The 22,094-nt window shown below is 68.5% G+C and carries 20 protein-coding genes; 2 read left to right on the top strand and 18 right to left on the bottom strand.

Features of this window, described 5'->3' with window-relative positions:
* Positions 1-143: 143 nt before the first annotated feature.
* Positions 144-593, bottom strand: coding sequence for a hypothetical protein (locus tag GNX71_RS16605; RefSeq protein ID WP_206173329.1), 450 nt, complete (start codon positions 591-593; stop codon positions 144-146).
* Positions 594-730: 137 nt separating this feature from the next.
* Between GNX71_RS16605 and GNX71_RS16600 the strand changes: the two genes are divergently transcribed.
* The gene (locus tag GNX71_RS16600) at positions 731-1,345 is read left to right on the top strand and encodes an ATP-binding cassette domain-containing protein (protein WP_206173328.1); all 615 of its coding nucleotides are present in this window, start codon (positions 731-733) and stop codon (positions 1,343-1,345) included.
* The gene (gene fetB, locus GNX71_RS16595; protein ID WP_206173327.1) at positions 1,342-2,133 is read left to right on the top strand and encodes an iron export ABC transporter permease subunit FetB; all 792 of its coding nucleotides are present in this window, start codon (positions 1,342-1,344) and stop codon (positions 2,131-2,133) included. Before GNX71_RS16600 ends, fetB begins: the two co-directional genes overlap by 4 nt.
* 157 nt (positions 2,134-2,290) lie before the next feature.
* Here the strand turns inward: fetB and gmd are convergent, their stop codons facing one another.
* The 17 genes from gmd to GNX71_RS16510 form a co-directional block, all read right to left on the bottom strand.
* Complete coding sequence (gmd, locus tag GNX71_RS16590; RefSeq protein ID WP_206173326.1) at positions 2,291-3,328, bottom strand: GDP-mannose 4,6-dehydratase; 1,038 nt, start codon at positions 3,326-3,328, stop codon at positions 2,291-2,293.
* A gap of 30 nt (positions 3,329-3,358) precedes the next feature.
* Positions 3,359-4,891: a mannose-1-phosphate guanylyltransferase/mannose-6-phosphate isomerase gene (locus GNX71_RS16585; RefSeq protein ID WP_206173325.1), complete on the bottom strand. Its 1,533-nt coding sequence runs from the start codon at positions 4,889-4,891 to the stop codon at positions 3,359-3,361.
* On the bottom strand, positions 4,888-5,916 hold the full coding sequence (locus GNX71_RS16580) for an ATP-binding protein (protein WP_206173324.1): 1,029 nt from the start codon (positions 5,914-5,916) through the stop codon (positions 4,888-4,890). The genes GNX71_RS16585 and GNX71_RS16580 overlap by 4 nt, the downstream gene beginning before the upstream one ends.
* A 42-nt stretch (positions 5,917-5,958) precedes the next feature.
* Positions 5,959-6,726, bottom strand: coding sequence for a response regulator transcription factor (locus tag GNX71_RS16575; protein ID WP_206173323.1), 768 nt, complete (start codon positions 6,724-6,726; stop codon positions 5,959-5,961).
* 221 nt (positions 6,727-6,947) lie between these two features.
* Positions 6,948-8,003, bottom strand: coding sequence for a UDP-glucose 4-epimerase GalE (galE, locus tag GNX71_RS16570; RefSeq protein ID WP_206173322.1), 1,056 nt, complete (start codon positions 8,001-8,003; stop codon positions 6,948-6,950).
* Positions 8,000-9,307, bottom strand: coding sequence for a glycosyltransferase WbuB (locus GNX71_RS16565; protein WP_206173321.1), 1,308 nt, complete (start codon positions 9,305-9,307; stop codon positions 8,000-8,002). Before GNX71_RS16565 ends, galE begins: the two co-directional genes overlap by 4 nt.
* Positions 9,308-9,316: 9 nt before the next feature.
* Positions 9,317-10,573, bottom strand: coding sequence for a polysaccharide biosynthesis protein (locus tag GNX71_RS16560; protein ID WP_206173320.1), 1,257 nt, complete (start codon positions 10,571-10,573; stop codon positions 9,317-9,319).
* The gene (locus GNX71_RS16555; RefSeq protein WP_206173319.1) at positions 10,570-11,526 is read right to left on the bottom strand and encodes a hypothetical protein; all 957 of its coding nucleotides are present in this window, start codon (positions 11,524-11,526) and stop codon (positions 10,570-10,572) included. Before GNX71_RS16555 ends, GNX71_RS16560 begins: the two co-directional genes overlap by 4 nt.
* A gap of 39 nt (positions 11,527-11,565) precedes the next feature.
* On the bottom strand, positions 11,566-12,513 hold the full coding sequence (locus GNX71_RS16550; RefSeq protein WP_206173318.1) for a hypothetical protein: 948 nt from the start codon (positions 12,511-12,513) through the stop codon (positions 11,566-11,568).
* Positions 12,510-13,595 (bottom strand): glycosyltransferase, encoded by a 1,086-nt coding sequence (locus GNX71_RS16545; RefSeq protein ID WP_206173317.1) that lies wholly within the window; start codon positions 13,593-13,595, stop codon positions 12,510-12,512. Before GNX71_RS16545 ends, GNX71_RS16550 begins: the two co-directional genes overlap by 4 nt.
* A gap of 8 nt (positions 13,596-13,603) precedes the next feature.
* Positions 13,604-14,944 (bottom strand): hypothetical protein, encoded by a 1,341-nt coding sequence (locus GNX71_RS16540; protein ID WP_206173316.1) that lies wholly within the window; start codon positions 14,942-14,944, stop codon positions 13,604-13,606.
* 24 nt (positions 14,945-14,968) lie between these two features.
* Complete coding sequence (locus GNX71_RS16535) at positions 14,969-15,949, bottom strand: GDP-L-fucose synthase (protein ID WP_206173315.1); 981 nt, start codon at positions 15,947-15,949, stop codon at positions 14,969-14,971.
* Between the two features lie 71 nt (positions 15,950-16,020).
* Positions 16,021-16,707, bottom strand: a complete 687-nt coding sequence (locus tag GNX71_RS16530; RefSeq protein WP_206173314.1) for a sugar transferase — start codon at positions 16,705-16,707, stop codon at positions 16,021-16,023.
* The gene (locus GNX71_RS16525) at positions 16,704-18,980 is read right to left on the bottom strand and encodes a polysaccharide biosynthesis tyrosine autokinase (RefSeq protein WP_206173313.1); all 2,277 of its coding nucleotides are present in this window, start codon (positions 18,978-18,980) and stop codon (positions 16,704-16,706) included. The genes GNX71_RS16530 and GNX71_RS16525 overlap by 4 nt, the downstream gene beginning before the upstream one ends.
* Before the next feature lie 63 nt (positions 18,981-19,043).
* Entirely contained in the window at positions 19,044-20,264 is a 1,221-nt protein-coding gene (locus tag GNX71_RS16520; protein WP_206173312.1) for a polysaccharide biosynthesis/export family protein, read from the bottom strand.
* 35 nt (positions 20,265-20,299) lie between these two features.
* Positions 20,300-21,244, bottom strand: coding sequence for an alpha/beta hydrolase family protein (locus GNX71_RS16515; RefSeq protein ID WP_206173311.1), 945 nt, complete (start codon positions 21,242-21,244; stop codon positions 20,300-20,302).
* On the bottom strand, positions 21,237-22,091 hold the full coding sequence (locus GNX71_RS16510; RefSeq protein WP_241026957.1) for an alpha/beta hydrolase: 855 nt from the start codon (positions 22,089-22,091) through the stop codon (positions 21,237-21,239). The genes GNX71_RS16515 and GNX71_RS16510 overlap by 8 nt, the downstream gene beginning before the upstream one ends.
* Between the last annotated feature and the right edge of the window lie 3 nt (positions 22,092-22,094).

The raw sequence follows: 22,094 nt of genomic DNA, 5'->3' as shown, positions 1-22,094 counted from the left end.
GGAACGGGACATGGTCAAGACCTTTCGACGAGGAAGGACGGCCAGGCTGCGGGTGCGACGGGACACGTCACGAGGCTGTGACGTTGTCGTGCGGGATCACGCAGCGAGGCGTTGCGACGCGCGCGGCGTCGTTCGTTCGCTTCTCAGTCGGCGGAAGGTGGTGCCGTGGTCGGTGGCAGTCGGCTCCAGGGCGTTGCGGCAGGCGGAGCGCCGCCGTGCGTCGGCACATGCTCCACGGTCGTGCGCACGATCGGCACGACCAGCCGCGCCATCGCGAGCACCAGCGGCAGCATCGCCAGCACCGTGGCCATGAGGCTGTTCAGGGCAAGGCTGAATGCGTCGGGATGGTCGATGCTCGCCGGGGTCTGCGCGAACACGGTGGTCTCGCGGTCGGAGGCATGGTCGGCGCGATCGTCGGCTTCGAACTGCACGGCGTCGCTGGCGACGTGCAGCCTGAGCATCGGCTCGTCCTCCAGGCCGTCGCAACGGTAGTGCGCCGCAAGGAAAGGCAACAGCACCACCAGGGCCACGCCCGCCCAGCACCATCGCGTGGGTCGGGTCGCAACGAAGTTCCTGATTCGCGCCAGCAGCATGCGGCGATCCTAGGTCGCGATCGTGAACGCAAGCTGATCACCTCGTTCAGCCTTCTTTCAGGAGTGTCACCTCGCAGGTCTTTGGGTACTTGCGCGATGATCAGGACGGCCCCGCCGATGTCCCACTCCCGCACCCCATGACCGCTCCTGGCCCGCTTCTTTGCATCGAAGGCTTGCGCACCTTGCGCCGCAGAGCGATCAACCTCGATGTGAATCGGGGCGAGTGCATCTGCATCCTCGGAAAATCGGGTTCCGGAAAGAGCGTGTTCCTGCGATTGGTTGCGGACCTCGATGTGGGCGAGGGCAGCGTCACGCTCGATGGCACGCAGCGCAATGCCTTGTCAGGTCCCGAGTGGCGTCGGCGTGTGATCTACCAGGCGGCAGAGCCCGCATGGTGGGCCACGACGGTGGCGGAGCACTTTCCCGCCGATGCCCTGGATCGCATGTCGAACTGGTTGTCCGAGACAGGCCTCGCGGATGACGTCATGCGTGCAGACATCGCGCGCCTGTCGACAGGCGAGCGCCAGCGCCTGGCGCTGCTGCGCTCGCTCGCGCGCAAGCCGACAGTGTTGCTGCTCGACGAACCGACCGCCTCGCTCGACCATGCCACCACGCTCGCCGTCGAACGCCTGCTGCAGCGCGAAGTGGCGGCGGGCCTTTCGATCCTGATGGTGACGCACTCGAACGAACAGGCCGAACGCATCGGCCACCGCTGTTTCGAAATGACGGACGCAGGCCTGCACCCCGCATGAACACGATCCATCTCGACGCCACCGACCTGGTGCTGGCCACGCTGCTGGTGCTGCTGAATGCGGGCGCGTCTCTCATGCTGCATCTGCGGCTGCACCGGCAGGTCCTGTGGGCGGCCACGCGCATGGTGGTGCAACTGCTGCTGGTCGGGTTCGTCCTGCGCTTCGTCTTTGCCGCAGCATCGCCGGCCGCGACGCTGACCATCGTCTTCCTGATGATCCTGGCCGCCGCGCGCGAGGTGGCGGTGCGGCCCGCGTACCGCTTGCGGCGCGGCGGCAACTTTCGCATCGGCGCGGCGGCGGTCGGTGTGTCGAGCGTGGCGACGGTGGTGCTGGCGCTGATGACGGCGATCCATCCGACCCCGTGGTACGACCCGCGCTACGCCATTCCGTTGATGGGCATCGTGCTGGGCAGCGTGCTCAATTCGGCCAGCCTCGGCCTGGACAGCTTTTTCGAGGGTGTGGTTGCCGGGCGGGCCGGCATCGAGGCCCGGTTGTCGCTCGGCGCGACCTTCCATGAGGCGCTGGCGGATCTCACGCGCACGTCGATCCGCCGGGGGATGATCCCGATCATCAACCAGATGTCGGCAGCGGGTGTCATCACCTTGCCCGGCATCATGACCGGCCAATTGCTTGCCGGCATGGACCCGATCGAGGCGGCGAAGTACCAGATCCTGCTGCTGTTCCTGCTCACGGGGGCCGGCGGGCTTGCTGCGGCGGGCGCAGTCTACATGGCCGCGCGGTCGATGACGGACGAGCGCCAACGACTGCGGTACGACCGGCTCTCGTGATGAAGGCGCGCATCGCGGTGCGCTGGCTTTCCGCATCAAGGTCGTCGTTGGCGTGGACTCTGGTCGCTTCCTTCCAACTCCAACCTTCCTTGCTTCAAGCAGATTGGGGTCGTCTCATGGCCGGCGGAATCCAACAGGCCGTGAACCCTTGGCGCTGTCAGAACGAATGGCCTTCGCTGTTGCGCCGCAAGTCGGCTTCCACCATCATCGTGCACAGTTGCTCCAGGGTCGTCCGGGGCTCCCAGTCCAGCTTTTCCCTGGCATGCGTCGGATCGCCGATGAGCAGTTCCACTTCCGCGGGGCGATAGAACTTCTGGTTGATCTTCACCAGAACCTTGCCGGTCCTGTTGTCGATGGCGACCTCGTCCTGCGCCGTTCCTTCGAACCGGAGCTCATAGCCTGCGGCTCTGAATGCCATGTCGACGAACTCCCGGACCGTTTCCGTGCGGTTGGTGGCGAGCACATAGTTGTCCGGCTTCTCGGCCTGCAGCATGCGCCACATGCCGTCGACGTATTCCTTGGCATAGCCCCAGTCGCGCTTGGCGTCCAGGTTGCCTAGCGCGAGCACATCAAGCTTGCCGAGCTTGATCTTCGCCACCGAGTCGGTGACCTTGCGGGTCACGAATTCGCGGCCGCGCAACGGGCTCTCATGGTTGAAGAGAATGCCGCTGCAACCGAAGATGCCGTAGCTCTCGCGGTAGTTCATCGTCATCCAGTGGGCGAAGAGCTTGGCGACGCCATAGGGGCTGCGCGGATAGAACGGCGTGCCTTCGTTCTGCGGAATGGCCTGGACATTACCGAACATCTCCGACGTCGACGCCTGGTAGAACTTGATCTTGCGGTCCGTGAGGCGAATCGCTTCGAGCAGGTGGAGGGCGCCCATGCCGGTGATCTGTGCCGTGGCTTCGGGCTGGTTGAAGCTCACGCCCACGAAGCTCTGCGCCGCCAGGTTGTAGACCTCGTGGGGCCCCACATCCCGGATCAGCGTGAGCGAACTGCCCGGGTCCGTCAGGTCGTACTCCACCAAATGAAGGTCCGGATGGTCCTGGATGCCGAGCGCCTCGATGCGCCAGAAGTTCACCGAACTGGTGCGGCGGTAGGTCCCGTAGACGGTGTAGCCCTTGGCCAGCAGCAGCTCGGCAAGGTAGGCCCCGTCCTGTCCGGTAATGCCGGTAACGACAGCACGTTTTTTCATAGATTCATTCGGGTGGGATGAAGAACCGGGTCAGGCAGCCGCGCCGATGCCGAGCGCGGCCGCGGGTTGCACAACGGGCGGTACCGCAGGCTGTACCGTCGATTTCATCGCCGGGTGCATCGCTGTCCGGTCGGGCGCAGCGCGCACCTCGATCGTGGCGCAGCGGCCGTAGGTGTCGTCGAAGCGCACGATGTCGTCTTCGCCCAGGTAGCTCCCAGTCTGCACCTCGATGACCTCCAGCATCGTCTTGCCGGGGTTCTCCAACCGGTGGATGGTGCCCGAGGGCAGGTAGATCGACTCGTTCTCCCGCACCAACTGCACCTCGCCGCCGCACGTGGCCCTGGCCATGCCCTTGACCACGATCCAGTGCTCGGCGCGATGGTGGTGCATCTGCAGCGACAGCTTGCCGCCGGGCTTGACGGTGAGGTGCTTCACCTGGAAACGCTCGCCCATGTCCACGCTGTCGTAGGCGCCCCAGGGCCGCACCACCCGGCGGTGCTCGGTGGCTTCGGCCTTGCCCTCGCGCGCCAGCATGCGCACCACCTCGGCCACCTGCTCGGCGCAGTCCGCCCCCGCGACCAGCACCGCGTCGGGTGTGTCCACGATGATCAGGTTTTCGGTGCCGAGCGCCACCACCGGCCGGTGCGGCGCATGGACGAAGGTGTTGCGCGAGTTCAGCACGCTCCCCATCCCGCTCACGCGGTTGCCCGCGTCGTCGGCCGGGTGCAGTTGGGCCACCGCGTTCCAACTGCCCACATCGCTCCAAGCGCCCTCGAAGCGCACCACCGCCACGTCCGCGTGCTTCTCGAGCACCGCATAGTCGATGCTCTCGCTGCGGCAGGCTTCGAAGGCCTCGCTGTCCAGCCGCAGGAAGCTGCCGTCCACCGACACAGCGGCGGTCGCGCGTTCGCAGGCGGCGAGGATGTCGGGCGCATGCGTGTGCAGCGCGGCGACCAGCGTGCGAGCCTGGACCAGGAAGATGCCCGCGTTCCAGCAGTAGTTGCCCTGCAGGATCAGCGTTTGCGCCACCGCCGCCGTCGGCTTCTCGACGAAGCGAGCCACCGCGTGGCTCGCGCCATGGCCCGTGGCTTCGGCCGCCTCGATGTACCCGTAGGCCGTGCTCGGAAAACTGGGCGCCACGCCAAAGGTGACGATCCGGCCTGCCAGCGCCGCTTCCACGCCGCTGCGCATCGTGGCCGCGAACAGCGCCGCGTCGGGAATGTGCTGGTCGGCGGGTGCGAACAGCAGCAGGTCGTCGGGCTCGGCCAGCAGCGCGGCCGCGGCCATGGCGGCGGCGGTGTTGCGCGGCGTCGGTTCGAGGATCTGCCGGCCCTGCGCCTGCGCGTTGTCCATCGCTTCGCGCACCAGGAAGCGGTGATCCTCCGACGCGATGCAGGTGATGGTCCGGTTCAGGCCCGCCAGCCGTTCGAGCGTCAGCTGCAGCAGGCTCTTGCTGTCGATCAGCGGCGCGAACTGCTTGGGCAGCGCCTTGCGCGACAGCGGCCACAGGCGCGTGCCGCTGCCGCCGCACAGGACCACAGGATGAATGGTGGGAGTGTTCATGTCGACCAGCCTTTGCGTAGTGAGTTGGGGAGCGATGCGGGGCTCGGGAGCGTGACCGTGCCGCCCGTCTGCGGCACGGTCAGGCCCACCCGCAGGCCGCGGGGCGAAAGGTTCGCGATGCGGATGCCGGCGCCGATGGCTTCGGCGCGCGCCTGCATGCTGCGCAGGCCCCGGCCCCAGGTACGCGGCGCTTCGCGCTCGCCGGGTTCGGGAAGGCCCTGGCCGTCGTCGCTCACCTCCAGCGTCAGCCGGGTGTTGCCGCGTCCGGGCGCGAGCCGCACCTGCACACGGCGCGCGCCGGAATGGCGCAGCGCATTGGCGAGCGCTTCCTGCACGATCTTGCAGAGTTCGCGGTGAATCCGGCAGTCGTCCTGCGTCTCTGACGCCGGGCCGTACACCTGCGGCACCTCCGACACTTCCCAGTGGAGTTCGATGCCCGAGCGCCTGAAGGCAGGCTCGAAGCGGTAGCGCAGGTTGCCGAGCATTTCGCCCAGCGACATGCTCTCGGCGCTCAGTCCGTCCACGGTCATCTGCAGTTCGAGCAGGCAGTCCTGCAGGCCGCGCGCGATTTCCGCGTTCGATTGGTTGCGAACGGGCATGCTGGCGAGCAGCATCACCAGACGCGTGGCAACGCCGTCGTGCAGGTCGTCCGCGATCCGCTGGCGCTCGGCGAGCGCGGCCGACAGGGTGCCGGAAGCGGGCGACTGCTCGTGCGGCGGCAACACCGCGGGGCGTGCCGCTGCGATCAGCGCGATCAGCGTGACAACGTTGATCGCCTGGAGCGCGATGAGCGCGAACGGCAGCTCGTCCGCCGAGGGGTGATGGCTGAACAACCGCAGCAGCAGCGCGCCGGCCGTGGGCGCGGCCTGGATCACCACCGCCAGCAGGATCCAGCGCGTGAGGCTGCCGCCGCGCAGGCCGCCCAGCAGCCAGTTGAACATCAGCAGCAGCCAGGCGACGAACGACAGCCAGAACCGTTCGTCGCTCCAGAGCTTCAGGATGGGGTCATATGCTTCGAATGGCATGAAAGGGTCCCTGGTCGTTCGGAAAATGCAGTGGACTGGCGCTCAGATCAGCCCGCTGTGAACCGCGAAGTTCACGGCCTGCGCACGCGAATGCACGTGCAGCTTCTTGTAGATGCTCTTGATGTGCGCGTTGACCGTCTGCCCGGTGATCCCGAGCCTTGCGCCGATCTCCGCCGAGACGTAGCCGCAGGCCACGAAGCGCAGGATTTCGCTTTCGCGCGGCGTCAGCGTCGCGTCGCGCGAGGGTGGGCGCTGCGCCAATGTGTCGGCGGCCGGCGGATTCTGAAGACTGTTATGAGGGTTGTGGTTCAGGCGATGCAGCAGCCGCCGCGCGAGCCGCGGGGTGATGGCTGCGCCGCCGTTCACCACGTGCAACACCGCTTCGGCAAAGCTCTGGAGCCAGGCGTTCTTGAGCAGATAGCCCGTGGCGCCCAGCTCGAAGGCGCGCAACACGTGCGAATCGTCTTCAAGCGCTGAGATCACGATGATCTCGCCGTTGCTGTGGTGGTTGCGCGCCTCGTCGATCAGCTCGAAGCCCATGCCGTCGCCCAGGCGCAGGTCGACCATCAGCACGTCGAATTCGTGCGTGGCCAGGAGCTTGCGCCCCTCGCGGATGCTGTCGGCCTGGCCCTCGAGCTGGATGCGCATGTCCGACAACAACTCCTGGGCGATCACCCGGCGCACGAACTCGTCGTCGTCGATGAGCAGCACGCGAACCGGCGCGGTTTCCTGTCCCGTCAGGAAGTCCGGCCATGGCATCGCTGCAGGCGTGCAGACACCGGCGGAGTACCCCGAGCGGCGCTCGGCCATTGCGGCAGAGGTTCGCTCTCCGGAAAAATGAAGCGGCGTGTCAAGCATTTCAATGGCCTAGGTTAATGAATTGTTGAAACTTTCGTTTTAGCAACAAAAGAACAACAAAGGTTTCAGAATTTCAAGAAATAGCACTTAGGTTCACTCGGCGTTTGGCCTACCTCTACTGGGGTAGGACCACGCCAGTGCACCTTGTCTCCAGATTCCTTCTTTGCGTGGTTTCATATGACGGCCCTGGCCGCGAGCGCCGGCTCGCGTTCGTCGAAGCCGTGCGGGTTCGCGAGCTGCCAGCGCCAGCTGTCGGCGCACATCTGGTCCAGGCTTCGGCGGGCGCACCAGCCCAGCCGGTCGCGGGCATGCTGTACATCCGCCCAGTAGGCCGGGGCGTCGCCGGGCCGGCGCGGCCCGACGCGCAGTGCGATGTGCCGGCCGCTGGCCCGTTCGAAGGCGGAGATCACTTCGAGCACCGACGCGCCGCAGCCCGTGCCCAGGTTGACCGCCAGCATGCCGCCGCGGTCCGCCGCATGCCGCAGCGCCGCCACATGGCCTTCGGCCACGTCCATCACGTGCACGTAGTCGCGCACACCGGTACCGTCGGGCGTCTCGTAGTCGTTGCCGTGCACCACGACATGGGCGCGCTCGCCCACTGCCACCTGCGAGATATAGGGCACGAGGTTGTCGGGCGGGCCGTGGGGATGCTCGCCCAGCAGGCCGCTCTCGTGCGCCCCGATGGGGTTGAAGAAGCGCAGGCATGCGATGCCCCAGCGCGCATCGGCCCGGGCGAGGTCCGCGAGCATGCGCTCCACCATCACCTTGGTCCGCCCGTAGGGGTTGACGGCCGCGTACGGCGCGCTTTCCCGTATGGGTGAGCGCGGGGTGTCGCCGTAGACCGTGGCCGAGGAAGAGAAGATCAGCGTGCGCACGCCCGCGCGCTCCATGGCGCGAACCAGCGCGAGGCTGCCCGCCACGTTCACGTCGTAATAGCCGATCGGGTCGCTCACCGAATGGCCGACCGCCTTCAGCCCCGCGAGATGCAGCACCGCGGCGATGTCGTGCTCGGCGAACGCGCAGTCCAGCGCGGCCGCGTCGCGCACGTCGCAACGCACGAGCGGCGGCTCCACCCCCGTGATGCGCGACACGCGGCGCAGCGAGCGCGCATCGCTGTTGACCAGCGTGTCCAACACCACCGGCCGGTAGCCGGCCGCGATAAGCGCCACGCAGGCGTGGCTGCCGATGAAGCCCGCGCCGCCTGTCACCAGAATCTTTGGATTGGTCATGCTTTGGATTCGGCAGAGGGGCTGAGCGGTTGTGTGGCGGCGCCGGCCACGCAGCGAAACATCTCTTGCTCGAAGCGCGACAGGATGGCGTTCTGGTCGAGCTCCGCCTGCGCGAACGCGCGGCCCGCCGCGCCCAGTGCTTCACGCACGGTGGGTGCCAACGCAAGCTGCTCGATGGCTTCGGCCAGCGCGGCCGCATCGCCAGGCGGCACCACCAGGCCGCAGCCCGACACCACGTGGCCGAGTTCCGTGCCGGGGTGCGCCGTCACGATCACGGCCTTGCCGCTCGCGAGCATGCCGGCCAGCTTGGACGGCATCACCAGGTCCGCGGCGTCGGCGCGCTGCGGCAGCACGTGGATGTCGGCCATGCCCAGCAATTCGTTGAGCCGCTCCACAGGCTGCAGGTCGAGAAAGTGCACGTTGGTCAGGCGGATGCAGGCCGACATCAGCGGCTCACGGCTCGGACCGTTGCCGCAGATGACGAAGTGGATGTTCCGCGCGTAGACCAACAGGCGCGCCGCCTCGGCCAGGACCTCGATGCCTTGCTTGGTGCCCAGGCTGCCTGCATAGAGTACGACCAGGGCATCGGCCGGAATGCCGAGCCGGGCCCTGAAGCCGGCGTCGGCGCCGGGCCCGTGCAATGCGGCCTGTGTGGCCTCCATGGCATCAGTGATGGGCCGGATCGCCGACAGGTCCACCCAGTTCGGAAAGAGCACCAGCCGGCTTTCGCCGATGCCCTTGCTCTTGGCCTTGTCGACCATCGCGGCCGAGATGGTCGATACGCGGTTGAACCCGCGCAGCAGCCATCGCTCGACCGACAGCGCAAGGCGCCGCACCCCCGCGCCGCGCACCAGGCCCAGGCCGAACGCGGCATCGACCTCATAGTCCTGGATGTGCAGCCACGACTTGATGCCCAGCATCTTCGAGAAGAACAGCACCGCGGGCGCGCAGAAAAGCGGCGGTTCCACGACGAACACCAGGTCGGGCCTCCAGCGCGCCTGTGCCAGCAGCAGGGGCATGCTCGACAGCATGAACGAGAACAGGTGCGCCATGCGCGCCAGCGCGCGCGGCCGCGAGGGCACCCAGGTGGGCGCGCGCCAGATCGTGACGCCGTTGCGTTCGGTCTTGCGATAGGCCCAGGCCGAATACCCCTCGAACACCGCCCAATGTGGAAAGGAGGGCGGCGCCGCGATCACGCGGACTTCGTGGCCCCGGGCAGCGAGCCAGTCGGCCATCTCGCCTGAATATTTGCCGATGCCCGCGAGCTCGGGCGTGAAGTTCATCGAATACAGAAGGATTTTCACGGGGACCTCTCAATGGACCGGGCGCAACAGGCGAACGAGCGGAAAAAAGCCGAACAGCGCGCGCATGCGCAGCTCGTACAGCACGAAGTCGGAGAAGAAGGCGACGAAGAACACGTAGTGCGGCTTGTCGGGAAAGAGCGAGATCACCAGGCCGTACGAGGTCATCCGCAGCACGACCTCCAGCAGCGCCCAGCGCCCGAGCGAGCCCATCGCGGTGTTCAACGAGAGCAGCATCTCGTGGTGCACCGTGTAGGTCCGCAGCAGGAAGTACGGTGTGATGCAGACGAAGATGTCGAGCGCCTCGTGGCCCACTTTCAGCAGCGGCGCGGCCACCGCCAGCAGGCCCGCGAGCGCCGCGAAGAGCGCGCATCCGAGCAAGAACGCATGCCGTGCCAGCTGCAGCTTCGCGGCCGTGAAATTGCCGGCATTGGTGTCCAGCATCGCGGGCGTCTTCGTGAACAGGAAGGCCTGCACGAACTGCGAGGGCGCTTCCGCGAGCAGGAAGGCCAGCTTGAATGCGCCCACGTAGCTCAGGGGCATGAAGAGGGCCACGACGAGCACGTCGGACTTGCGCAGCAGGAAGGTCAGCAGCGAATACACCGTCGCATGGGCCTGCGTTGCAAGATCGAGCGTGGGCTTTCCGCCGAGCGGTGCCGGACCGTTGGCCGGCAGGCCGATGCACGCGCACACGAGCACGAAGGCCAACAGGTTGATGACGAGCAGGTGCGCCACGCCGATCTCGAAACCGAACGCAGTAAGGGCCGCCACGCCCAGCACGAGCAGGGTCGAGCGCAGGCCCGACTCCAGGTTGAGCAGACTCGCATGGCCCAGGCCGCGGCTGTACGACAGGCTCAGGCTGTTGAACGCGAAGACCGCGAGCGTCGCCACGACCAGCGCGAAGGGCATGCCGATCACCGGCAGGCGCTGGACGCCCACGATGGCGGCCGCGAGCGCCGTGGCGAGCGGAAGGCCGATCGCCAGCGTGCGCACCAAGTCGCCGCGGGTCACGCGCAGCGGCACGCTCGCGGCGTTGCGCGAGAACAGCAGCGAGCTTCCCAGCGTGCCCACCACCAGCGCCACTTCCAGCACCGACTGGTAGATCGAGTACTCACCGAAGCGCGCGGGCGCCACCTCGGCCGCCATGAGGAAGATCGCCAGGAAGCCCGACAGGTACACGTAGAGCCGCGACGCGAGCGCGCCCAGCCCCAGGCGCTGCGCGATGCGGGCGCCGGGCAGCGCGAACGACGGGCCGATGGGCTGCTTCATGGCACGTTCCGGTCCGCGGACGACTTCGCCGCGAGCGTGCCCGCCAGGCGCAGGGTGTCCAGGATGCGGCGCACGCGCGAGGCGATCCCGTAGACGGTATTCTTCGCCCTGCGCGCCATCTGCAGTGCCCAGGTCAGCGCCGCCACGGTGCGCACCCGGCCGTGCAGCGCGTGCTGCATCGCCATCTTGGCCGAGCCCTGGAAGTGCAGCGCGAGCACGCGCACCGGGTCGTGCGCCGGCGTCCAGAGGCAGGGCCGGCCGTCGATGAACACAAGGCGCTTGGCGCCACCGCGAACGCGAAACTCGCCAGCCAGGTGGTTGGTCCCGCCGTTGATGTTGTGATCGATCACCTGGCCGTCGAAGACGCGATTGATCGGCTCGACATTGCCCGAGGTCTCTGCCCACAGGTGCAGCAGCGTCATGTCGGACACGCCACCGCGCACGCCGCGGGCCGCAAAGCGCTCGGCGATGTCACGCAGCCGCCGCACGTCGGCGGGCGTGCTGTACATCTCGACCACGCAGGCCACGAAGTCGCGCAGGCCCGCCGCTGTCCAGTAGCTGACATGCGGCGAGATCTGGCAGGGATTCCAGCCGTCGGCAGGGCGGATGAAGGAGCCGCAGAAGTCGGCTTGTCCGACCAGGCGCGCGATGTGCGCGCCGACGCCGCGAAACAGCAGCACGTCGCTGTCGATCAGCACGAATTCGTGGCAGTCGGGGTGCGCCGCCAGATGGTCGGCCAGCAGGAAGTAGCGCCGAAAGCAGATCTTCTCGAACTCCGGCGTGTTGCTCGACAGGTGCACGTAGACCTCGCAGAAGCGCCTGTATGCGTAGCCCGCGTCGGTGCCGGCCAGCACGACCAGCGGCTCCCCGGCCCGTGCCGCCGCTTCGCGGCACAGGCGCAGCGTCTTGTTCTGGCGGTCTTCCACAACGATGAAGGCGAGGGCGTTGTCCATGGTCGGGGCTAGGGTGTGAGAGGAAGGGGGGTGAAGGGATCAGGGCCGCGGCGCGGTGGCGCTGCGTACCAGCGCGACGTGTGCGGGAAGAAAGTGGAAGTTGTCGTCCAGCGGCAGGTCCAGCGTGAACATTCCGCCCGCGGCCGTCGCATCGGCGATCCAGCTGCGCAACTGCGCCGCCGAGAACCGCGCGGCGGTCGGCCGGCCCCACGAGGCGCCCAGCGGCGTGAGCACGTGCAGCCTGAGTTCGGAGGGCGGCGAGGCCAGGCGCGCGGCGGGCTGCAGGTATTCGCCCGCCATGAGGTTCTGGCACGGCGCGCTCTTCAGGCTGAAACGTGCCGGGCCTTCGCCGGCGTTGAAGGCCAGCCACCGGTTCGATGCGCCGCTGCGTGCGGCCGCGCAGAGCCTGCCCCAGTCGTCCGCCGTCATGCCCGTGGTGTTGTAGACGCCGTCGAACCACCAGCCCGTGGCCAGCGGGCCGTAGTGGTCCGACCAGTCCCTGATCACGGCCGACCAGGCCGCGATGAAGCGCTGCGGCGGCGGCAACTGCTCGGAGATGTCGCCCAGGCAGTCCATCAGGTAGAGGTCTGCCTGTGGTGCGCGGAACGGCAGGTACAGGATCAGCGCGATGCCGTGGCGTTGCAGCGCCCGGCCGATCTCCAGCGGCAGGTCGCGCGGCGAACGGTTCCTGGCACTGCGCGGGCACAGCGCCTCGAGCGCGGAATTCGGCGCGATGAACTGGCCGTTGTTCTGTCCGAGCGTCAGGATGAGATGGGAGGCCCGCATCTCGGCGAGCGATGCAGCGAAGGCCTCGACGTCGAAGCGTCCGACCTCGCCGATGGATTGCCTGTCGGGCAGGTAATGCACCATCACGCCGAAGGCTGGCGGTGCCGGTACCGCCGCGATGGCGGGGGCCGGCCACGGCCACGCGACCAGCGCGAGTGCCAGCGCCGCGAGCCTGCGAACAAGACGGGCGAGGTTCGTCATTGCATCGCCCGGGTCAGCGAAGCGCGGCTGCGCTTGAGCGTCAAATAACTCGCGGCCACCGTGCCCGGCGCGCAGTCGCGCGAGTGTTGCCACACTGGCCGGGTGCGCTGGTGCCCGGCCAGATGGCGCGCGAGCAGGTCGAGATCGCAGGGCTCGCCGCCGACGAAGAATCCGTAGCCGGCGAACAGCTCCCGGTGCACCGGAATGTCCGAGAGCAGCAGCGGAACGCCCAGCGTGGCCGCCTCGGCGGCCGACAGGTTGAAGCCCTCGAACGTGGACAGCGAAATGAAGGCCGTCGCCCCGAGGTACAGCCGGAACAGCTCCTCGCGCGACACCAGCCCGCGGTGCCGCACGGCGCCGCGAAGCGCTGGCGCCATGGCCGCGATCATCCGTTCGACGTCGGCCGCGCCGTTGCCCGTGATGTCCAGGTAGTCGACCAGGCCCTGCCGCTTCATGCGCTCGAACAGCGTGAGGATGCCGCCGAAGTTCTTGTGCGGGTAGTAGTGGTAGGCCGCGATCAGGTAGCGCCCGCCGCTGGTCGTCGTGCCGGCCGTGCCGCCGGCGCCACTGGCCCCCGTGTCCACCGGATTGAAGATCACCGCCGCGCGCTCGCAGCGCGCGAAGTGCCGCTCGAAGTCTTTCTGACTGCTCCTGCTGATGAAGACCACGTCGGCCGCGCTGCGCGCGATGCGGCAGAGGCTCCAGTCGAGCCACAGGCGCTTGGGGCGCGAGAAATACTGCGGGTACGACTTGTACTGGAGGTCGTGCACCACCACGATCGAGTCGCGGTGCCGCCCGAACGGCGAGAACGGCAGAAAGTAGTTCGGAAACAGCGAGAACACCCGCTCGCCCGAGAGCCTGGTGCGCGCGCGGTGAAAGTTGTAGAGCATCGTGTCGAGCACGAAGCGGCTGATCTTCAACCGGCGCGCGGCCCCGTAGATGCGCGGGTGGCGTTCGCTGATCGCCTGCACCTTGTCGTCGCTCGACAGGCGCATGCTCTGCAGCAGCACTTCGGACACGTTCAACACGCCGCCCGCCGACGCGTTGAGGCGGATGGTGTCGTAGAAGAGATAGGTGGACATGGCGGTTCTCACGCTGTCGGCAAGCCAGTGCGTGCGGGTTCGTGCGCCGGTTTTGGCACCGCCCTGCGCTCCCGCCGGCGGAACCACGAACTCAGGCTGCCGGCGACCACGGCCGCGATCAACCCCGACGCGGCGAACGGCCCCCAGCCCAGGATCGGGCCGCGCAGGAACGGCACGTAGGCCGCCAGCAGCACCAGCGCGCAGAGGTAGGTGGCGGTCAGCACCCGGCGCGGATCGACGATGCGGTCTACGCTGCGGAAGCCCGCCGAGATCGCAAAACCCAGCATCGTCGGGCCCAGCAGCCCGAAGTCGAAGTACGCGGTGGCAAACGGCGGCAGCGACAGGTTGCTCTGCGAGAAATTGGCGGCCACCGCCGACCAGCTGAGCGGGTCGTAGCCGGGAAACATCTTCAGGTCGCGCGGCAGGAAGAACGAAAGGGCCGACAGCAGGTAGCGCCCGAAGCCGGCATCGGGCGAGGGCGCGCGCTCCAGCAGGCCCGCAATGACGAACATCGCGTCGAAGTCCTGGCTGAAGGGAAACGATTCCAGGCCCGCTCCCCACATGGCGTCGCGCGAGATCAGGTTCAGCACCGGCCCCAGGCCCGCGATGGCGCCGAAGACCACGGCCGCCAGCGTCCAGCGGTGGCTGCGCGCAATCGCATGGATGAGCAGCGGCAGCAGCCCGATCAGGATGATCTGGCGCGCCGTGTTGACCGGGTTCGCAGCCAGCGCGGCCAGCGCGAACGCCAGGCCCGCCGCGCACCAGGCCCACAGCGTGCGCTGGCGCACCGCGTGGATCGCGAGCGCCACGAAGCACATCAGCACCACCAGCTTGGGAATCGTGGAATAGACGATGAAATCGATCGGCATGCTGTCGTCGTCGGAGACCACGCCGCGCGCCACGAAGTTGAGGTCGGGCCGGATGAAGAGCGCCGCGAACGCCGCGAGCGAGCAGCTCAGCAGCAGCAGGAAGGGGTGGGCCACGCCCACGCCGCGATCGGCATCGCGCGGCCCGCGCGCCGGCGGCTGCACCGGCATGCCCAGGCGTGCGGCCTCCACGCCGGCCATGTACAGCAGCAGCAGCACCAGCGCCTGCGTGTGCGCGGCGCTGCCGAGGATGCCCACTTCCCAGAAGTCGACGTCCGCGGCGATCTGCATCGCCGGGGCGAGCGAGAAGTAGATGAGAACCACCGTGTAGTGGATCAGCAGGAACACGCTGTCGCTCGTGCCGCCGAGCATCGACAGCTGCACCGCCGCGAGCACGAACACGGCCGCATAGCCCCAGACGGGATCGACCAGCCCGCAGAGCAGGGCAGAGGCGATGCCGAACCAGAAGGTGAGGGTTCTCATGGCAGCTTCCGGGTTGGGGGTGCGTCAGGCGTGCTCGGCGAGCACTTCGGCGGACCGCGTGGTCTTCTGGTAGTCCGCGTAGGTGCGGCGCAGGCCTTGGGTCAGCGGCACCGTGGCGCGCCAGCCGAAGATGGCGGCGCGCGACACGTCCAGCAGCTTGCGCGGCGCGCCGTCGGGCTGCGCGAGGTCGTAGCGGATGTCGCCCTCGTAGCCCACCACCTCGCGGATCTGCTCGACCAGCTCGGCGATCGACACGTCTTCCCCGGTGCCCAGGTTGATGTGGCTGCGCATCGGGTCGGTGTGCTGGTCGTAGGCCGCGCGCGGCAGGTTCATCACGTCGAGGCACCCCTCGACCATGTCGTCCACATACAGGAACTCGCGCCGCGCTCGGCCGCTGCCCCAGATCAACACGCTCGGCGCGCGGCCGATCTTGGCGAGGTGGAAGCGCTGGATCAGCGCGGGCACCACATGGCTGTTCTCCAGGTGGTAGTTGTCGCCGGGCCCGTACAGATTGCTCGGCATCACGCTGCGGTAGTCGATGCCGTGGGTGGCGCCGTACTGCCGGTTGTAGCTCTCGCACAGCTTGATGCCGGCGATCTTGGCGATCGCGTATGGCTCGTTGGTCGGCTCCAGCTTGCCGGTGAGCAGCGCGTCTTCGCGGATCGGCTGGTCGGTCAGCCGCGGGTAGATGCAGCTGGAGCCGAGGAACAGCAGCCGCTTGACGTCCGCGACGAAAGCCTGGTGCGTGATGTTGGTCGCGATCATCAGGTTCTCGTAGATGAACTGCGCGGGGTAGGTCATGTTGGCGTGGATGCCGCCGACCTTGGCCGCCGCCACGTAGACCTGGTCGATCCGTTCGGTCGCGAAGAAGCGCGCGACCGCCGCCTGGTCCAGAAGGTCGAGTTCCGCGTGGCTTCGCGTCACCACCTCGTGGCCGAGTTCGCACAGACGCCTCGTGAGCGCCTGACCCACCATCCCGCGATGACCTGCAACATAGATACGCATATCGTTCTTTCGGTGAAGGAGTTGATGAATCCGGAGAGAGCAAAGGAAATCGGTGATGGCGGCCCGGGGCCTCAGCGCGACCCGCGCGCCCCTGCCACGACGCGGAAGGTCTTCAGCACGATCGCGATGTCCCGCAGCACGGACAGCTTGGCCACGTAGTCGGCGTCCATGGCCGCGCGGCGGCGGTAGCTCACCTCGTTGCGTCCGCTGATCTGCCAGAGGCCGGTGATGCCCGGGCGCACAGCGCAGTAGTGCCCCCAGTAGGGGCCGTACAGGTGCTTCTGCGCGAACATGCAGGGGCGCGGCCCGACCATGCTCATGTCGCCCTTGAGCACGTTCCAGAACTGCGGGAATTCGTCGATGCTGTACTTGCGCAGGAACGCGCCGAAGCGGGTGATGCGCGGGTCGTGCTCCAGCTTCTGGAACACCTGCCATTCCTGCCACGCCGCTTCGTTCTCGCGCAGGTGCCGGGCCAGCACGGCCTCGGCGTCGGGCACCATGGTGCGGAACTTGAGGAAGCGAAAGACCTTGCCGTCCTTGCCGTAGCGCGGCTGCATGTAGATGGCGGGGCTGCCCGAGGTCAGCAGCACGCCCGCCCAGATGAGCGCGTAGGCCCAGCCGAAGAACACGAAGAAGGAGCCCGCCATGCAGATGTCCACGGCGCGCTTGGCGGCCTGAAGGAGCCGCGAGCCGCCCACCGGCGTCGGGGCGATGGCGGCCGCAGAACGGCCGCGCGTATCCGATCGCAGCGTGTTCATGATGCGGCGTGCTCCGGCTCGGTGCGCGGGGTGTAGCCCAGCGGGGGATAGGCATGCGCGCGGAAGCGGTAGTTCCCGTACCCGTAGCCGTAGCTGCCGTAGTGGTGCTGCCGCGTGTCCAGCCCGTTGAGCACAACGCCGTGGAACGACGCGCCCACATGCGCGAGCCGCTTGGTGCTTTCCATCAGGTCGCCCAGCTGGCTGTCGCCCGCGCGGGCCAGCAGCAGCAGCGTGCCCATGGCCGACGCCATCGCCACGGTCTCGGTCGCCAGCAGGATGGGCGGCGCATCGATGAGCACGATGTCGTAGCGCGCCGAGACCGTGGCGAGCAGCTGCGTGAACGCATCGCCTGCCAGGGCCGTGGCCGGGTCGTTCGGCAGCGTGCCGCTGGTGATCACGTCCAGGTGCGGCAGCACCTGCGCATGCGTGGCCTGTGGGAGCGTCGCGCTGCCGGCGACGAGCTCCGACAGCCCCGTTTCCTGCGCCAGCCCGAACTGGCCCGCGAGGCTGCCGCGGCGCATGTCCGCATCGATCAGCAGCACGCGCTTGCCCGAAGCCGCGAGCACGGCGGCGAGGTTCGACGAGACGAAGGTCTTGCCCGCGCCCGGCGTGGCGCTGGTCAGCAGGATGCGGTTGTTCGGTGCCCCGAGCATCGTGAAGCGCAGCGTGGTGCGCAGCCGGCGCACGCCCTCGAGCGCCGCATCTTCCGGATGCAGCGCCGCGAGCAGCTTCATGCCGGGCTTGCCCAGGCGGCTGGCGCGGTCGAGCTGGACTTGCTGCGTGCTGAGCGCGATCGTGCTGTACACGTCGAGGCCCGTGTGCGCCTCGATCTCGTCGGGGTTGGCGACCGTGCTCTTGAGCGTCTTGTGCAGGATCGCCGTGGCCGCGCCCAGGAAGAGGCCCCCGATCAGCGCGAGCGCCATCGCGATGGCGGCCTTGGGCCGCACCGGCTTCTCGGGCAGCAGCGCCGGGTCGAGCACGCGGACGTTGCCGGTCCTGCCTTCGCGGGCCAGCCGCATCTGCAGCGAGCTGTTCAGGAGCGATGCATACAGGTCGGTGTTGACCTTGATGTCGCGCTGCATGCGCACCGAGTTCTGCTGCAGCATCGGCATGCGGCGGATGCGGCTGTCCACCGTGCCGAGTTCCTTGCGCAGCGAGGCGATCTGGGCATCCAGCGTCATCACCATCGGATGCTGGGCGGTGAAGCGGCTCATGAGGTCCAGGCGCTTCAGGCGCGCATCGAACAGCTTGGCCTGCAGGTCGACGTTCTGCGTGAGCGCGTTGCGGGCCTCGTCGTCCAGGCTGATCGTTCCGTTCTGGTTGCGGTACTGGTTGTAGACCTCCTCGGAATGCTCCAGCTGCTGTCTGAACTTCGGTAGCTCGGTGCCCAGGAAGTCGAGCGTGCGCTCGGCCTGCGCCGTCTTCTGGTCGATGTTCTGCCGCACGTAGAGGCGCGACACCTCGTTGAGCAGGTCGGTCAGCTGTGCGGGGTTGCCGGTCTGCCAGCTCACGTCCATCACGCCGGACTGCTTGCCTTTCTCGATCACGCGCAGCTCGCTCTGCAGCTCGAGCAGCACGAGCTGCATGGAGCGCCGGGTCAGCTCGAAGGCGCCGCCGGGCCGGGCCTCGAACGAGCCCACCAGCAGGTGGATCACGCCGCCCGGCACCGAGGCGTCGAGTGGCACGCCGACGCGCCCCTGCAGCGGCGTGGCGAAGTCCGGATGTGTGAGCGTGTAGTTGCCGTTGTCGCCGGCGGTGAGCAGGAACCGCTTGCCCTCGAAAGCCGGCGGCACGTCCATCTGCGCGACCGCGATCCGCTCGGTGCCCGACACATGGCTGCCAAGGCCCAGGAAGCCGGGGTTCGAGAGCTCCGTGGAATGCCGGGCGATAAAAGCGCCCACCAGCGGCAGGTAGTGCGGCTGCGCCGTGATGAAGAGCCGGGTGTTCTCGATCGCCTGGCCGAGCACCATGCGCGACTTCAGGATCTCGGCCTCGCCGGAGGTCGGCGTTTTCACGCTCACGCCGTTGACTGCGGTGTCGCCCGGGGTGGCGGAGCGGTCGGCGTCCTCCACCTGGATCAGCACGTTCGCCTCGTACACACGCGGCCCGAAGAGTGCGTAGCACGCACCCAGCACCAGCGCCGCGACGGTGATCGCGGCAATCAGCCATCGGTGGTCGAGCAGGATGTCGACGTATTCCCGGAGCCCCGAGCGGGGCCGGTCGGGTTCCGCGCTCTGAGGTGCGGGAAGCGGGGGGTACCAGCGAGCGTTCATGAGGGTCACCTTCTTTCCGGGGCGTGGTGTGCGGGCGGGATGCGGGGGCGGGGCCGGGGCGGCCTACCTGCTGCGCGCGGTGTCGCGCGCGAGGTTCACGACCTGGGCGGCGGGCAGGATCAGGCTCGCGACCCGGTTCCACGAGACCAGTGGCACGCGGTCCACGTAGACCACGTCGCGCGGCTTCAGCTCGAAGCGGTCGGCCAGCGCGAGCGCGGCCGGGTTCTTTGCATTGATGTTGAAGATCTCCAGCTGCGTGTCGGGCGTGTCGGATGCGCCGTCGTTCCGGGCGTTGCGGATCACGTAGATCTGGCCGGGGTCGGAGGTGAACAGGTCGGGCCCGCCGGCATCGCCGAGCGCCTCGTTCAGGCTCAGGCGGCCGTTGCGCATCAGGAGCGCCGAGGGCCGCAGGATCTCGCCCATCACATAGACCCGGCTGTCGTCGCGGGCGCCGACGTACACGACATCGCCGTTGCGCAATGGGATGTTGTTGGCGTCCGCGCCGTAGCGCTTGAGCGCCAGCAGGTCGATCGGCACCGTGCGGTCGCCGCGCGTGAGCAGCACCTGCGAGCGGTCGCCCGTGGCGGTGATGCTGCCGGCGCGGTTGAGCGCCTCGGACAACGTCATCGGCACGTCGGTGAAGATCTGCAGGCCCGGCGTGCGCACCTCGCCTTCCACATAGGCGCGCTGGCTGCGGAACGACTGGATGCGCACGCTGACCTGCGGCGCCTTGACATAGGCGCGGATGCGTCGCGCGATCAGCTCCGACGCCTCGCTTTCGGTGAGGCCCCGCAGCTTCGTGCGGCCGATGTACGGAAAGCTGATCTCGCCCGCGGCATCGACGATGAAGCCGGGCGCCACGGTGACGCCGGTGGGATCGCTCTGCTGCGAGATCACCGCGCCCGCGTTGGGCAGCAGCTCCGGATGGTCGTAGACGATGACGCCCACCACGTCGCCCGGCCCGATGGTGTAGGTCGCGGCGCGGCCGAAGAGCGCCCGCACCTCGGGCGCGAGACCCGTGTTGCGCGCGTTCTGCGCCTGGATCAGCTCGGGCGTGATGGTCTTGACCTTGTTGGTGCCGGCGGAGCCGTCCTCGTTGCGCAGCACGCCCGGCGTGCCGAAGCCCGGCACGCAGCCGCCCAGGCCGAGCGACAGCAGCATGGACAGCCCCAGCCATCGGACCCGGCCGGCCGCGAACGAGGCGCGGGCGCCGAGGCCGGCGCGTCCGGTGAAGAACGGAACGCGGGCGCCCTGCGGCGCGCTCGATGGATCGGTGCGGTTCATGAGGTTCTCCTTGGCTGGCGTGGATCGGGGTGATGTCATGGCGCGGCCCACTTGGCCGGCATGGGGCGGGTGGCGGCCGCGGCCGGGCGGCTTGCGCCGCGCCGTTCGGCACTGGTGCCGAAGCAGCGATCGGCGACCCAGTCGCTCACGCTGCGCAGGTACAGCTGTTGGCCCTCGACCGTGCAGACCGTGTGGTCGACCTTGCGCATGAACTCGTAGTGCAGCGACTGCGCGAACGGTTCGACGCGGAAGGGGCCGAGCTGGTCGCGGTCGTGGTCGCACACGTGCAGCGATCCCGAGTAAAGGAGCTGCAGCGCGACGTTCCGCTCGGCCAGCAATGCCATCGTCTTGCCGAACCAGGCCGCGGTGGCCTCGGGCGATGCCGCCTCGCTGAAGAAGCCGGGCATCGGCTTGGCCGCTTCGCCGCGCAGCAGCCCGCGCTTGAGCCAGCGCCGCGTCTTGCCCGCGAACGAGGGGTGAGCGGGCGCGGCCAGCGCGCGCCGCAGCGTGCGTTCCCAGCGCGTGCGCCACTGCGGAAAGGCATAGCCGTCGAACAGGGAGAGCCCGACCACCCGCGCGTCGACCGCGGCGGTGGACATGGCGTGTTCCGCGCCCGAGCACATGCCCACGATCACGAACTGGCCGATGCCCAGCCTGTCTTCCAGGAGGTCCATGCCGGCCTGCAGGTCCCGCAGCGCGCGCGACGGCAGGTCCGCGGCGATCGCCGGCGCATCGCTGTCGCCGATGCCGCCCAGGTCGAACCGGAGGCTCGACACGCCGCGCGCGGCCAGCGCATGCGCCAGCTTGACGTTGATGCGGCGCGGCCCGACCCGATGGTTGGCGCCCATGTTGAACATCAGGCATGCCACCGTGGCGGGCGCCTGGCCCGCGGGCGCCGTGACCATGCCGACCAGCGCGTCGCCGGCCCCGAAGCGTGCGGGGGTGTGCGTCATGGGCGTGAGGTGCGCTGCGTCATTCATGGAGAGCCCCTTGCAGGCGGTTGAGCGCGTCGGACGGAACCATGGCGCTGTTGGGATAGGGGTCCGAGGTCCAGTCGAGCCGGTGCTGGAAGTACGCGAGCCGCACCGGCATGTGGCGCGACTGCTGTTCGGCCGCCCATTGCGGCGTGTGGGTGTCGCCGGGCGGCGTCAGCACCAGCGTCTCGTGCAGCGCGGTGAGCGGCAGCGAGTCCGGCGTGAGCGCGCCGAGCTGCTCGCGCAGCGCGGGCGAGAGCAGGGCGCCCAGCGCCTCCTCGGGCAGCGCGGCAGGCTCGCGGCCGAGGCTGCGGCGCCACGACAGGTCGGGAATGCAGAAGGTCGCGTCGATCGCGGCCACATGCTGCTCGCGCAGGAAGCGGGCATAACGGCGGCCATCGATCACCGGCTCCCACAGCACCAGGCGCACCGGGTCGCAGCGCCCGTTGCGCGCCGCCAGCACCGCGAGGGTGGCACCCAGGCGCGCCCCGACCCAGACGATGCGCTTGCCCGGCGCGTGGCGGCGCAATTCCTCGTGCGCCGTGCACAGGTCGCGCCGCCAGCCGTCGAGCTCGCCCTGGCTCTCTTCGCCGGGTGAATCGCCGGTGCCGTGGAAATCGAAGCGCAGCGTGGCGATGCCGGCACGCGCGAAGCGTTCGGCCAGCACCTTGAAGAAGCGGTGGGTGCGCAGGCCCTCCTGTCCGAACGGCGGGCAGACGAGCACCGCGCTGTCTTCGGCACGCGCCTCATCCGCCGGATGGAACAGGCCGAAGAGCTGGCGCGAGGCCGGGCCGAACAGGATCGGCTGCGCAGGCGCAGAGGCCATGGAGGGGGCGATGGCGTGGGAGACCATGTC

Source organism: Variovorax sp. RKNM96 (assembly GCF_017161115.1).
Classification (GTDB): Bacteria; Pseudomonadota; Gammaproteobacteria; order Burkholderiales; family Burkholderiaceae_C; genus Variovorax.
Note: the sequence above shows the minus strand (reverse complement) of the source record. Positions and strands in the feature narration are given on the sequence as shown.